This window comes from Pseudocitrobacter vendiensis (genome assembly GCF_943590815.1).
GTDB classification, from domain to species: domain Bacteria; phylum Pseudomonadota; class Gammaproteobacteria; order Enterobacterales; family Enterobacteriaceae; genus Pseudocitrobacter; species Pseudocitrobacter vendiensis.
Genome location: NZ_CALSBS010000005.1, coordinates 112,455 through 126,441, shown reverse-complemented (window position 1 = coordinate 126,441; position 13,987 = coordinate 112,455). Strand labels below are relative to the sequence as shown.

The following is a 13,987-nucleotide window of genomic DNA, read 5'->3' as shown; positions in this document are numbered from 1 at the left end:
TCCGGCATTATTGCAGGCTAGCGCAATAGCTGACAATCTGGCGGCAGGCGCGCGCGGAACGCATCCGATAAAATATTGATGCGAAACGTCTGCCCGCTAAGCGGCTCACCGTCAAGGTTAAAGGTCATCGAATGCGGCGAGGTGATTTCTATCCAGTCAGAGCGCCCGCGCACCAGATGCGGGTTCTCTTCCTGCTGTGTAATGGTGGTGAAAATGGCAGGCAGCAGTTCTTCCCCGGTAATCACCAGTAAATCCAGCAGCCCATCATTAATCAGTGCGTCAGGGCAGAGTGGCTGTCCACCGCCGGCCTGACGCCCGTTACCAATGCCAATCACCAGCGCATCGCCCTGCCAGTGGAAATTCTCACCGCGAATTTCACAGCGGTCAGGTTTCAGCGTGTCCATCCGCATTAACCCGTGAATCAAATAGGAAACGCCACCCAACGCCGCTTTCAGTTTTTCCGGTGTTTCGGTGGTAATGCGCGTGCCAAATCCCCCCGTTGCCATATTAATAAAGCAGGTTTTATCGTTCACGCGCGCAGTATCAATCGGCACATCGCGCCCGGAAATCGCCAGACGCAGAGCTTTCTCCAGATCCATCGGAATACCGACGCTGGTGGCGAAATCATTAGCGGTGCCGAGGGGCAGAATCCCCAAAGCCGGAGCATTATCGTCTTTCAGCTCAATCAACGCGGTGGCGATTTCATTAATGGTGCCGTCGCCGCCGCCGGAAATTACCGTGGCGACGCCAAGTTGCAGCGCTTCCTGGATATAGCGCGGCGCATCGCCTTTTTCCCAGGTGACGCGAACATGAAGTTCAGCGCCTTCTTTACGAAGGGTATCAACCGCCTGACGCAGCTGCGGATTGTCCGCGCTCTTGCCGTTGAGGATCAATAAGCTGGCGGGAAAGTTGGTCATCCTTTTTCCTCATTATTCAACGTAATAAAAGTATATGGCAGAAAAAGTATAGCGGGATAAGAAGGAGCTGATTTTCAGAAAAGGAAGGCAACAGATAAAAAATTAGCCTGCGTAAGGGAGATTACGCAGGCCAAGGAGGTGGTTCCTGGTACAGCTAGCATTTATGGGTTATGTTTTTCAGCGAAGCGATAATACCCGGAATAAACAATTAGGTATGTGATCCAATTCTAAGATTCTTCTCGCTTGCGAAATTACCCACTATGAACTACTTGCTGTGCGGGTTACGCGTCGATTCGCCGTTGAAATTGCGCATCAGCAGCGCGTAATCCAAAGCGATATCTTCCGGTACCGGCAGCCAGACAATATGACCGTCGCCCGGTGCGACCGGTTTATCGGCACCTTTGGCGTCGACCATCTGCTCCAGCGTAAAGTTTACGTTACCCTGGGGGGTCATCAGTTCCAGGCTATCGCCGACGGCAAATTTATTCTTCACCGCCACTTCCGCCAGCGCGCCTTTGCGCTGACCGGTAAATTCGCCGACAAACTGCTGGCGTTCAGACACAGAGAAACCGTATTCGTAATTCTGGTAATCGTCATGCGTATGACGACGCAGGAAGCCTTCGGTATAACCGCGATGGGCCAAACCTTCCAGGGTTTCCAGCAGGCTGGTATCGAACGGTTTGCCTGCGGCGGCATCATCAATTGCCTTGCGGTACACCTGCGCCGTGCGCGCGCAGTAGTAGAAGGATTTAGTACGGCCTTCGATTTTCAGCGAGTGCACGCCCATTTGCGTCAAACGTTCGACGTGGGCAATGGCGCGCAGATCTTTCGAGTTCATGATGTAAGTGCCGTGTTCGTCTTCGAAGGCGGTCATGTACTCGCCCGGACGCTGCGCTTCCTCAATCATAAACACTTTGTCGGTTGGCTCGCCGATGCCCAGCGTCGGCTCAACGTTCTGCACCGGAATCGGCTCATATTTATGGACGATATTACCCACCACGTCCTCTTTGCCTTCCTGAACGTTGTATTCCCAACGACAGGCGTTGGTGCAGGTGCCCTGGTTCGGGTCGCGCTTGTTAATATAGCCAGAAAGCAGGCAACGGCCAGAGTAGGCCATGCACAGCGCGCCATGAACGAAGATCTCAATCTCCATTTCTGGCACCTGTTGGCGAATTTCTTCAATCTCTTCCAGCGACAGTTCGCGGGAAAGAATCACGCGGGAGAGCCCCATCTGCTGCCAGAATTTCACCGTCGCCCAGTTCACGGCGTTCGCCTGTACGGAGAGGTGAATCTGCATATCCGGGAAATGCTCACGCACCAGCATGATAAGACCCGGATCGGACATAATCAGCGCATCCGGCCCCATATCCACCACCGGCTTCAGGTCACGAATAAAAGTTTTCAGCTTGGCGTTATGCGGCGCGATATTCACCACCACATAGAATTTTTTACCGAGCGCATGGGCTTCGTTAATGCCGAGCTGCAAATTTTCGTGATTGAATTCGTTATTGCGAACGCGCAGGGAGTAACGCGGTTGGCCCGCATAAACTGCATCCGCGCCATAAGCGAAAGCGTAACGCATATTTTTCAGCGTTCCCGCCGGGGAAAGGAGTTCCGGTTTAAACATGATTTTCTCGTTCTGATGACAGGTCAGATCCGCGTCACGGTGTGCGCGGCAGGGAGGGTTCCCATACTTTTAGGGCGGGCATTGTAGCGCTGCGGGGAGCAGGAGTAAACCTTCCCCCTGTTGCCGGATGGCGGCGACGCCTTATCCGGCCTACAGGTGAGCGGCGTCAGAACTGATAAGCACAGCGCCATCAGGCATTATGCGAGGATTACGCCATTCGGCACGCATCTGCTTCCCAGCGATATCCCACGCCATACACCGCGCGGATAAACGACTGTTCGGCGTCGAGCGCTTCCAGCTTGCGGCGCAGGTTTTTGATATGGCTGTCGATGGTGCGGTCGGTGACCACGCGATAGTCGTCGTAAAGGTGGTTAAGCAGCTGTTCGCGCGAGAAGACTTTTCCCGGCTCTTGCGACAGGGTTTTCAGCAGGCGGAATTCTGCGGGGGTTAAGTCCAGAAGACGATCGCGCCAGGAGGCCTGAAAACGGTTTTCATCGACAATCAGCGGGCTTTGCGCATCCAGCGCCTGAATATCCCGACGCGGTTTGCAGCGGCGCAGGATGGTTTTCACGCGCGCGACCACTTCACGTGGGCTGTAAGGTTTGCAGATGTAATCATCCGCGCCGATTTCCAGCCCCAGCAGGCGATCAATTTCTTCGATTTTGGCGGTGACCATCACAATAGGCACTTCTGAAAAACGGCGGATTTCGCGGCACAGCGTCAGGCCATCGGTACCCGGCAGCATGAGATCCAGCAGGATTAGGTCCGGCGGCGTATCGTGCACAAAAGGCAGAACCTGATCACCGTGGCTGATAAGCGTTGGCGCGTAGTTGGCCGCCAGCAAATAATCAATCAGCAACTGCCCGAGCTTGGGTTCGTCCTCAACAATCAAAATGCGCGGGGTGTTTTCATCTATCGGTAACTCAGTCATAACTCTCTCGATGTGTCGCGATCCAGCGGTAATTCTACTTTAATGCTTACCCCACCAAAAGGCGAATGGGCGGCATCAAGCCTGCCGCCGTGGGCGGTAACAATATTCACGCAAATCGCCAGCCCGAGGCCGGAGCCGCCGCTGGCGCGGTTGCGCGATCCTTCCGTTCGGTAAAAACGCTCGCACAGCATGGCGAGCTGTTCATCGCTGACGCCCGGCCCGCTGTCGGCGAACTCAACCGTCACGTTTTGCAGCGTTTTCCTGGCGCGGATATGCACGTCGCCGCCGCTGTCGGTGTAACGCAGGCTGTTTTCCAGCACGTTATTGAACAACTGCATCAGGCGGTCGCGATCGCCGAAGACCATCGCGCTATCGGGCAATGAAAGATGCAGCGTTAAGCCGCGGCTGGCTAAACGCTCGCGGAAAGCGCCCGCGGCAATTTCCAGCAGCGAAACGAGGTCAACGGGCGCTTTTTGATAAGCCAGCGCGCCTTCGTCAGACATCGAAAGCTGATGCAGATCGTTCACCAGTTTGGTCAGCGTGGCGACTTCCGCCTGTAAAGAGGCGACCGATTCCGGGGTGAACTTACGCACGCCATCCTGAATGGCTTCCAGCTCACCGCGCAGTACCGCCAGCGGGGTGCGCAGTTCGTGGGAGATATCGGCCATAAAATCGCGGCGCATCTGCTGATTGCGATCGAGCGTGCTGGCGAGCTGGTTGAAGTCCTGCGCCAGCCTGCCGAGTTCATCGCTGCCGCGCGCGTCAACGCGCGTTGAGAAATCCCCCGCCGCCAGTTTATGCGTGCCTTCCACCAGCCGTTTCACCGGAGCCAGCAAACCGCGCGCCAGCGGGAAGGTCGCCAACGCGGCGAGTAGCGTTGAAAGCGCGACTATCAGCCAACTGGTGCGGCGCTGTTGTTCATCGAAATTAATATCCGTATTACGCGTCAGCCGCTCTACGGGTGAGGCGATAACCGCGCCGACGGCCAGCCCATCGACGACGATCGCGCGGCGTGTGCCGTCCGGGGGAACGGGCTCGCGTGGGCCAACCAAAACGCGTTCGCGCTGATCGACAACCCAAAACTGCGTTCGCCAGCCGTGCGGCGGCATGGAAGGCCCCGGCGGCCCTGGCGGGCCCGGTGGGCGATGTTCATCATTATTATCATGCTCGAATGAGCGCAAAATCTGGAAGATGAAGCGATCGTTATTACGCAGAAAACGCCAGTTACCGTGCTGCGCATACTGCTCTGCCAGCGCGTCGCTCAGCAGTTCAAGGCGCTGCTCGTTGCCGTGCTTAATGTAATCAATAAACCCGCGCTCAAAACTGATGCGCACCGCCCAGTGCATCGTGATAAGCAACACGATACAGGTGGCGAAGATGGCGAGGAAAAGTTTTCCGGTGATCCCCGGACGCCATAATTTCACTGTTCACTCCTTTTTCGTCGGGCGATAACCACGTTTTTGGTGACGTCGTCAGGTACGCGGGCAAAAATCAGGGCGGGCAGGGCGATAATCAGCGCCATGCACAGATAGGTGTACATAAAGACCTGATGCGTGGTGCCACTGTCGGCAGCTATGTGCTGCTGGCCGAACATCCCCAGCAGTAAGCCCGCCACGGTGACGCCAATACTCATCGAGAGCTGCATGATCATCGACAGCAGGCTATTGCCGCTGCTGGCGTGTTCATCGGGCAAATCTTTCAGCGTCAGCGTGTTCATCGACGAAAAGCGGCTGGAGTTAACCATCCCCTGAATAAACAGCACCAGCGGCAGTGCGTAATACCAGCCTGCCAGCGCCGTGGCCATAAACACGAGGCTTACCAGCGCGAGGCCAATCGTGGTGGTGACCAGTACATGGCGATAGCCAAAACGGTTAACCACCTGCACCACAATGCGTTTCATCCCCATGCTGCCGAGCACCATCGGGATCATCATCAGCCCGGCGTGGAACGGCGAAAATCCAAGGCCGATCTGCAAAAAGACCGGCGTCATAAAGGGCAGCATTCCGCTACCGATGCGTCCGGCGAAACTGCCCGCCAGGCCAAGGGAAAATGTTGGCGTGCGGAAAAGCTTCAGGCTAAACAGTGCGTTGTCGTTGCCTTTGGCGTGCCAGAGATAAAACAGAATCGAGGCGACGCCGACGGCGACCAGAATCCCCAGCGTCAGGCTTGAGATGCCGAGCCCTTTCTGACCATCAAGCGCCAGCGTCAGCACCGCCATGCCCAGCGCCAGCACAATGAAACCGCTCAGATCAAAACGGCGAGTTTGCAGCGTGTAGTTGGGCATCAGCATCAGGGTAGCGATGCCGCCGATAATGCCGACTGGAATGTTGATCAGGAAGATCCAGTGCCAGGAGGCGTATTCCACCATCATGCCGCCGAGCGCCGGACCCAGCAGCGGTCCAACCTGGCCGGGCAGAGTGACGAAGGTCATCGCCGCCATATACTGCGAGCGTGGCACGATTTTCATCACCGTGAGCCTGCCTACGGGTACCATCATCGCGCCGCCCACGCCCTGCAATACGCGCGCCATCACCAGCTCATTGAGCGTGCTCGCCAGTGAGCAAAATAGCGACCCGGCGGTGAACAGGACAATGGCGGTGAAGAAGATATTGCGCACGCCCACTCTGTCCGCCAGCCAGCCGGAGGCGGGAAGCATCACCGCGACGGTCAGCACGTAAGAGACCACCACCATATGCATATGCAGTGGGCTCTCGCCCAGGCTTGCCGCCATAGAGGGGAGGGCGGTATTCACGATAGTGGTGTCCAGCGACTGCATAAAGAAGCCGAACGCCACTATCCACAGTTGCCAGCGCACGCTGGCGGGGAGTTCTGTCATTTTACTCGGTTACCGATTGTCGGGATTGACGCGAAAAACGCAGGCGCAGACGATCGAAGAACAGATAAACCACCGGGGTGGTGTACAGCGTCAGCAACTGGCTGACGGCTAAACCGCCGACAATTGTTATCCCCAGCGGCTGGCGCAGTTCCGAGCCGTCGCCGCTGGAAATCACCAGCGGTAAAGCGCCAAACAGCGCCGCCAGCGTGGTCATCATAATCGGGCGAAAACGCAGCAGGCAGGCCTGGAAAATCGCTTCTTCAGGCGACAGATTGCCGTTTCGCTGCGCCTCCAGCGCAAAATCGACCATCATAATGGCGTTTTTCTTCACGATGCCAATTAATAGCATAATCCCGATAAGCGCGATTAGGCTGAAGGGGGCATTGAAGAGTTCCAGCGCCAGCAGCGCGCCGACGCCCGCCGAGGGCAGCGTGGAGAGGATAGTCAGCGGGTGAACGTAGCTCTCGTAAAGCATCCCCAGCACAATGTAGACGGTGGCGATGGCGGCGATAATCAAAATTATCTGCGAGTTCATGGTCTCCTGGAACACCTGTGCGGTACCGGCGAACGAGCCGCGCACTGTAGACGGCACGCCAAGCTGAGTCATCGCGCGGTCAATTGCATCGCTCGCTTCCGACAATGATTTCCCGGTTGGCAGGTTAAACGACACCGTCGACGCCGCCGATAATCCCTGATGGTTCACCGAGAGCGGTGCATTAGCGGGCTGCCATTTGGCGAAGTAAGAAAGCGGAATCGCTTTGCCTTCGTTGTTAATGACGAACATTTTATCCAGCGCGCTGACGTCCTGGGTGTAGACCGGATCGACTTCCATCACTACTTTGTACTGGTTAAGCGGTTGATAGATGGTCGAAATCTGCCGCTGACCAAAGGCATTGTTCAACAGACTGTTGGCTGCCTGAACGCTGATACCGAGGCGCGACATGGTTTCCCGGTCATAAACCAGATCCATCTCGGCGCCGTTATCTTCCTGATCCGAGTTCACGTCCGCCAGTTCCGGCAGTGCCGCCAGCGCTTTACGAATTTTCGGTTCCCACTCGCGCAGGGCGCTCAGGTCGTCAGACAACAGGGTGTACTGATAGCTGGCGTTAGACTGACGCCCGCCGACGCGAATGTCCTGCACCGCCATCAGAAACAGGTTAGCTCCTGGCTCTTTCGCCAGCTTCTTACGCAGGCGGTCGATCACCTGTTGTGCTGAATCATGCCGTTCACCACGTGATTTCAGGGTGATAAACATCATCCCGCTGTTCACGCGCGAGCCACCGGTAAAGCCGGTCACGTTGTCCACCGCCGGATCTTCACGGGTAATTTTCATGAAGTCCTGTAATTTTCCGCGCATCGCCTGGAAAGAGATGCTCTGGTCAGCCTGAATACCGCCCATCAGCACGCCGGTATCCTGCTCCGGGAAGAAGGTTTTTGGGATGGCGATATAGAGCCAGACATTCAGCGCAACGGTTGCGAGGAAAACCAGACCAACCATCCGCGAGTGTTTCAGCACCCAGTGCAGGGATTTGCCGTAACCCTGTTGCAGGCCAACCAGCAAACGCCCCAGCCCTTTATTACGGGTTGGCGTATGGGCAGGCTGGCGCTTGAGCATCCAGCCGCACATCATCGGCGTTAAGGTCAACGATACCGCCAGCGAAATACCAATTGCCACCGACAGCGTCACCGCAAACTCGCGCAACAGGCGGCCCGGAAGCCCGTCCATCAGCAACAGCGGCAGGAAAACGGCCACCAGCGACACACTCATCGACAGCACCGTAAACCCGACTTCCCGGCTCCCCTGAAGGGCGGCCTGCATCGGTTTCATCCCGGCTTCGATATGGCGCGAGATGTTTTCCAGCACCACAATGGCGTCATCCACCACGAATCCGGTGGCGATAGTGAGCGCCATCAGCGACAGGTTGTTCAGGCTAAAGCCACAGAGATACATGGCGGCAAAGGTGCCTATCAATGAGACGGGAACGGCGACGGCGGGGATCAGTGTCGCGCGACCGGATCGCAGGAACAGGAATACCACCAGAATCACCAGCGCCACGGAAATCACCAGCGTTTGTTCAACTTCTTCCAGCGAGGCGCGAATCGTTGGCGAGCGATCCTGCGCAATTTGCAGGTCAATCGCCGCCGGAATGGTCTGCTGAAGTTCCGGCAGTTCGGCGCGGATGGCGTCCACCGTTTCGATAATGTTGGCTTCCGGCAGTTTGCGGATCATCAACAAAATCGCGGGCTTGGCATTGGTCATCCCGGCGTTACGTACGTCCTGCACGGAGTCAGTCACCGTGGCGACATCGCTTAGACGCACCGCCGCACCGTTGTTGTAATGGATGATTAACGGTTGGTATTCCGCCGCCGTCTTCAGTTCGTCGTTGGTCTGAATCTGCCAGCGATGAGCGTTATCTTCCAGCGCTCCCTGTGGTTTACGCACGTTGGCGTTGCTGATGGCGGTGCGCACATCATCCAGCGACACGCCCTGATTAAACAGCGCCTGTGGGTTTAGCCCCACGCGCACGGCTGGCAGAGAACTGCCGCCGACATCGACATCGCCCACGCCGTCGATCTGCGCGATGCTTTGCGCCAGTTGCGTCGAGGCGAAATCATACAGCTCACCCTGGGAGTAGGTCTCCGAGGTCAGCGTCAGGATCATTATTGGCGCATCGGACGGGTTGGCTTTACGATAGGTCGGACGGCTGGGCATGCCGCTTGGCAACAGGCTTTGTGCAGCATTTATTGCGGCCTGCACATCGCGCGCGGCGCCGTTGATATCACGATCAAAATTAAACTGCAAAATGATGCGCGTACTGCCGAGCGAGCTGCTGGAGGTCATTTCGCTAACCCCGGCAATGCGCCCGAGCGAACGCTCCAGCGGCGTGGCGACCGACGACGCCATGGTTTCAGGCGACGCGCCAGGCAGCGAAGCACTGACCATAATGACCGGGAAATCAACCTGCGGCAGCGGGGCCACCGGCAGCAGTCGGAAGCCCAGCACGCCACAGAGGGTGATGGCGATAGAGATTAAAATCGTCGCCACCGGGCGGTAAATGAAGAGTGCGAAAAACTTCATTTACGCCTCCTCCTCATGTCGCGGGAAGCGTTTTTTCAGATGCAGCGCCAGGCGGTCAAACAGCAGATAAATGACCGGCGTGGTGAACAGCGTCAGCACCTGGCTGACCAGCAGGCCGCCAACCATACCAATCCCTAACGGGCGACGCAGTTCCGCGCCGACGCCGGTGCTCAGCATCAGCGGCAGCGCGCCGAGCAGCGCAGCAAGTGTGGTCATCAGAATCGGACGGAAACGCAGGAGACACGCCTGATAAATCGCTTCATGCGGCGGCATGCCCTGTTCACGCTCTGCCGCCAGCGCGAAGTCGATCATCATGATGGCGTTTTTCTTGACGATGCCGATAAGCAAAATGATGCCGATGATAGCGATCACATCCAGTTCGCTGCCGGCAATCATCAGCGCCAGCAACGCCCCTACGCCTGCGGTCGGCAGGGTAGAGAGGATGGTAATCGGGTGAATAAAGCTTTCATACAGCACGCCAAGCACGATATACATCGCCACCACTGCCGCGACGACCAGCCAGACGGTGCTGCTGAGCGCCGACTGGAAGGCCAGCGAACTGCCCTGGAATTCGGTACGAATATCCGTCGGGAAGCTGAGCGTCTTTTCGGCGTTCATAATCGCATCGACCGCATCGCCCAATGAATAGTCGCCCGCCACGTTGAACGAAATGGTGGTGACCGGGAACTGGTCCAGATGGTTGATGGAGAGCGGGGCAAAACGCTGCTCGACTTTGGCGATGGCCGTTAAAGGCACCACACCGCCGTCGCTGCTGGTCAGACGCACGTTATCCAGCGCAGCTAATCCAGGCGTCGCTTGTGTGTCATGTTCCAGTACTACGCGGTACTGATTGGCCTGGGTATAAATAGTGGAAATAAGGCGCTGGCCGAAGGCGTTATACAGCGCGTTATCCACGTCTGCCATGGAAATACCCAAACGGCTGGCACTATCGCGATCCACGTTAACGTAAGCCACCAGCCCCTGATCCTGCCAGTCACTGCTGACGTCAGAAAGCTGCGGCAGGGTTTGCAGTTGCTCGACCAACTGCGGTACCCACAGACTCAGGGCATCGAGCGAGTTCGCCTGAAGCGTGAACTGGTATTGCGTGCGGCTCACGGTGGTATCGATAGTGAGATCCTGCGTCGGTTGCAGGTAGAGTGAGATACCCGGTACGCGGTCGACATTCTGTTGCAGGCGCTTAATCACGTTCTGCACGCGGTCATCACGCTCATCCAGCGGCTTGAGGTTGATTTGCAAACGGGCGCTGTTCAGCGCCGGGTTGGTACCGTCCACACCGACGTATGACGTCAGGCTTTCGACAGCTGGGTCCTTCAGAATGATTTCAGAAACCTGCTGCTGGCGCTGCACCATATTGGCGAAAGACGCCGATTGTGGCGCCTGCAGCGTGCCCTGAATAATGCCGTTATCCTGAATCGGGAAGAAGCCTTTCGGAATCACCACCCACAGGATAATCGATAACGCCAGGGTGCCCAGCGCCACGCTGAGCGTCAGCCACGGATGTTTCAGGACGCGGGCCAGCATATGCCCGTAACCGGCAATCACGCGGTCGAAGAAACGTTCGCTGGCGCGGGAAAAGCGGTTCTGTTTACGCAGGGATTCATGGCTGAGCATGCGCGCGCACATCATCGGTGTCAGGGTCAGCGACACAATGGCGGAAATGAGTATCGCCACCGCCAGCGTCACCGCAAATTCGCGGAACAGGCGACCGACAATATCGCCCATAAACAGCAGTGGGATCAGCACCGCAATCAGCGAGAAGGTGAGGGAGATAATGGTGAAACCGATTTCGCCCGCGCCTTTCAGCGCGGCGGTCAGCGGTTTTTCGCCTTTCTCGATATAGCGCGAGATGTTCTCAATCACCACAATGGCGTCATCGACCACGAAACCGGTGGCGATGGTGAGCGCCATCAGTGTCAGGTTGTTGATGGAAAAATCAAGGAACACCATCACCGCAAAGGTACCAATCAACGACAGCGGCACCGCCACGCCGGGAATAATGGTCGCCGGGACGTTGCGCAGGAACAGGTAGATGATCATTACCACCAGCGCAATGGCGAGCATCAGTTCGAACTGCGTATCGGTGACCGAGGCGCGAATATTGGTGGTGCGATCGGACAACACCTCAACCTTCACCGATTTCGGCAGGCTTTCGGTGAGCTGCGGCAGCATCTGACGAATGCTGTCGGCGGTAGAGATAATGTTGGCGCCAGGCTGACGCTGGACATTCATCACAATGGCGTGTTGATTGTTGGCCCATGCGCCAAGCCAAGTGTTTTCCGCACCCTGCTCAATGGTGGCGACATCGCCCAGACGCACCGGGGAGCCATTCTGATAAGCGATAATCAGCTTGCGATACTCTTCCGCTGACTGCATCTGGTCGTTCGCGGATAACGTCACGGCGCGGGTCGGGCCGTCGAGGCTCCCTTTGGCCGAGTTAACGTTCGCGCTGGTGATCGCGGTGCGCACTGTTTCACTGGTTAATCCTAACGCGGCAATGGCCTGTGCATTCAGTTTGACCCGCACGGCAGGGCGCTGACCGCCCGCCAGCGTCACCAGCCCGACGCCGGAAACCTGAGATATTTTCTGTGCCACGCGCGTTTCGACCATATCTTCCACCTGCGTCATCGGCATGGCGGAAGAGGTGACGGCGAGCGTCATGATTGGCGGGTCTGCCGGGTTCACTTTGCTGTAAACCGGCGGGTTAGGCAAATCGTCCGGCAGCAGGTTAGTGGCGGCGTTAATCGCGGCCTGCACTTCCTGCTCGGCCACGTCCAGCGGTAACGTTAACTGGAATTGAAGAGTCACCACTGACGCCCCGCCGGAACTCTGGGAGGACATCTGTTTCAGGCCGGACATCTGGCCGAACTGGCGCTCCAGCGGTGCGGTGACGGCAGACGTCATGACGTCCGGACTGGCGCCAGGGTAAAGGGTGACCACCTGAATGGTGGGGTAATCTACTTCTGGCAACGCCGAAACAGGCAGGAAGCGATAGCCGATGATCCCGGCAATCAGGATCGCCACCATCAGCAGGGTGGTGGCGACCGGGCGCATGATAAACAGGCGGGATGGGCCGCCCGTGTTGCTCGGCGGTAAAACGTGCATCAGGAGCGTGCTCCTTTATGGCCCGCGGCGGTCGCGGGTTCTGCCGTTTTGCTATCGCTGGTGGCGCTATGTGCTTCCACCACTTCCACTTTCGCGCCTTCGGTCAGTCGGTCGATACCGTCCGTTACCACGCGATCGCCTGCCGAGAGCCCGGCGCTGATCACCACTTTCTGGCTGTCCTGAATACCTGGAACCACGGTATGTTTGCTGACTTTATTCTCACTGTTCAGCACCCAGACAAAGTGACCGTCATTGCCCATTTGCAGGGCCGCAGCCGGAATCACCACCGCATCCTGTTGAGTATCCACCAGCATCCGCGCGTTAACGAACTGATTCGGGAAGAGGGCATCATCCTGGTTGTTGAAACGCGCCTTCAGCTTGATGGTGCCGGTGGTGGCGTCAATCTGGTTATCCAGGCTCAGCAGCACACCATCGCTCAGTTTCTGTTTGTTGGTGCGATCCCACGCTTCGACGGTCAGCGGTTTACCTGATTTCTGCGCATTCACCACGGTGGCAATGTCATTTTCCGGTAGGGTGAACACCAGGTCGATCGGGTGTGTCTGGGTGAGCACGACAATACCGGTGGTATCGCCGCTGGAGATCTGATTGCCGATATCAACCTGCTTCAGACCCACCCGCCCGTCTACCGGGGCGGTGATACGGCTCCAGTCGAGCTGGAGCTGTGCGCTGGCAACGGCGGCTTCATCGGCCTTAATAGTCCCCTGCGTTTCGCTGACCAGCGACTGTTGGGTATCGAGCTCCTGGCGTGAAACCAGATTGGTTTTCACCAGTTGTTGATAGCGGGCAAGATCGCGACGGGCGTTAGCCAGTGTCGCTTTGTCTTTCGCCAGTTGCCCCTGCGCCTGAGCGAGGGCAACTTTGAACTGGCTCGGATCGATTTCCGCGAGCAGATCGCCTGCTTTTACCTGCTGTCCTTCCTGAAAGTGCAGCGCCATCAACTGACCGTCTACGCGGCTGCGCACCGTCACGGTGTTGGCGGCGGTGATGGTGCCTAATCCACTCAGATAGCGCGGTACCGCTTCGCTGGTTGCTGTCGCGGCCTGAACCGGCGCAAGCGTTGCGCCGAAGCGGCCACCATGACGTCCACCGCCTGCCGGGCGCTCTCCCTGAGCAGCGGCTGCCGGGCCTGCGGATTCTGGTGTGCGATTCATCAGCCAGTAGCCTGTCACTGCGCCGGCCACAATCAGCAATGCCAGCACAACCAGCCAGCGGGATTTGTTACTGCCTTTCATTTTAATGAGTTTCTCGTCCTGAACCATTTCGCGGAATGATACTAGTTTAGTGATCGGATGGTCGGAAAAAATGGAGGAAATATGAAACACAGGGACGAATCGTCCGAATCACGGCCGCTTTGCGAGGCCGCTCGGGGAATTGACACGCAGGAAGCACAGCAGAAGGAGGCTGCGTTAGAGTGCATCCTGAATTGCTGCATTGCAGAAAAGGTGTTCAGCAG

8 protein-coding genes are annotated in these 13,987 nt (G+C 57.3%); all 8 read right to left on the bottom strand.

Annotated features, from left to right (window positions below; all coding sequences use genetic code 11):
- Positions 1–17: 17 nt before the first annotated feature.
- The 8 genes from yegS to NMC31_RS07880 all read right to left on the bottom strand — a co-directional run bounded on the left by yegS (position 18) and on the right by NMC31_RS07880 (position 13,766).
- A complete protein-coding gene (gene yegS, locus NMC31_RS07915) occupies positions 18–917 on the bottom strand; it encodes a lipid kinase YegS (RefSeq protein WP_253897533.1) in 900 nt (299 codons plus the stop codon).
- 265 nt (positions 918–1,182) lie between these two features.
- Positions 1,183–2,544, bottom strand: coding sequence for a prephenate-dependent tRNA uridine(34) hydroxylase TrhP (gene trhP / locus NMC31_RS07910; RefSeq protein WP_149462400.1), 1,362 nt, complete (start codon positions 2,542–2,544; stop codon positions 1,183–1,185).
- 208 nt (positions 2,545–2,752) lie between these two features.
- On the bottom strand, positions 2,753–3,475 hold the full coding sequence (baeR, locus tag NMC31_RS07905) for an envelope stress response regulator BaeR (RefSeq protein WP_113857241.1): 723 nt from the start codon (positions 3,473–3,475) through the stop codon (positions 2,753–2,755).
- Positions 3,472–4,899, bottom strand: coding sequence for an envelope stress sensor histidine kinase BaeS (baeS, locus tag NMC31_RS07900; protein ID WP_253897532.1), 1,428 nt, complete (start codon positions 4,897–4,899; stop codon positions 3,472–3,474). Before baeS ends, baeR begins: the two co-directional genes overlap by 4 nt.
- A complete protein-coding gene (locus tag NMC31_RS07895; protein WP_253897531.1) occupies positions 4,896–6,311 on the bottom strand; it encodes an MFS transporter in 1,416 nt (471 codons plus the stop codon). The genes baeS and NMC31_RS07895 overlap by 4 nt, the downstream gene beginning before the upstream one ends.
- A gap of 1 nt (position 6,312) precedes the next feature.
- Positions 6,313–9,390, bottom strand: a complete 3,078-nt coding sequence (mdtC, locus tag NMC31_RS07890) for a multidrug efflux RND transporter permease subunit MdtC (protein ID WP_253897530.1) — start codon at positions 9,388–9,390, stop codon at positions 6,313–6,315.
- Positions 9,391–12,513 carry an MdtB/MuxB family multidrug efflux RND transporter permease subunit gene (locus NMC31_RS07885; protein WP_253897529.1) on the bottom strand — a complete coding sequence of 1,041 codons (3,123 nt, stop codon included), beginning with the start codon at positions 12,511–12,513 and terminating at the stop codon, positions 9,391–9,393.
- Positions 12,513–13,766 carry an MdtA/MuxA family multidrug efflux RND transporter periplasmic adaptor subunit gene (locus NMC31_RS07880; RefSeq protein ID WP_253897528.1) on the bottom strand — a complete coding sequence of 418 codons (1,254 nt, stop codon included), beginning with the start codon at positions 13,764–13,766 and terminating at the stop codon, positions 12,513–12,515. The genes NMC31_RS07885 and NMC31_RS07880 overlap by 1 nt, the downstream gene beginning before the upstream one ends.
- Positions 13,767–13,987 lie beyond the last annotated feature (221 nt).

Coding starts and splice junctions, on each gene's coding strand:
- baeR (WP_113857241.1), bottom strand. CDS start 3,475: ATGACTGAGTTACCGATAGATGAAAACACCCCGCGCATTTTGATTGTT.
- NMC31_RS07880 (WP_253897528.1), bottom strand. CDS start 13,766: ATGAAAGGCAGTAACAAATCCCGCTGGCTGGTTGTGCTGGCATTGCTG.
- yegS (WP_253897533.1), bottom strand. CDS start 917: ATGACCAACTTTCCCGCCAGCTTATTGATCCTCAACGGCAAGAGCGCG.
- mdtC (WP_253897530.1), bottom strand. CDS start 9,390: ATGAAGTTTTTCGCACTCTTCATTTACCGCCCGGTGGCGACGATTTTA.
- NMC31_RS07885 (WP_253897529.1), bottom strand. CDS start 12,513: ATGCACGTTTTACCGCCGAGCAACACGGGCGGCCCATCCCGCCTGTTT.
- NMC31_RS07895 (WP_253897531.1), bottom strand. CDS start 6,311: ATGACAGAACTCCCCGCCAGCGTGCGCTGGCAACTGTGGATAGTGGCG.
- trhP (WP_149462400.1), bottom strand. CDS start 2,544: ATGTTTAAACCGGAACTCCTTTCCCCGGCGGGAACGCTGAAAAATATG.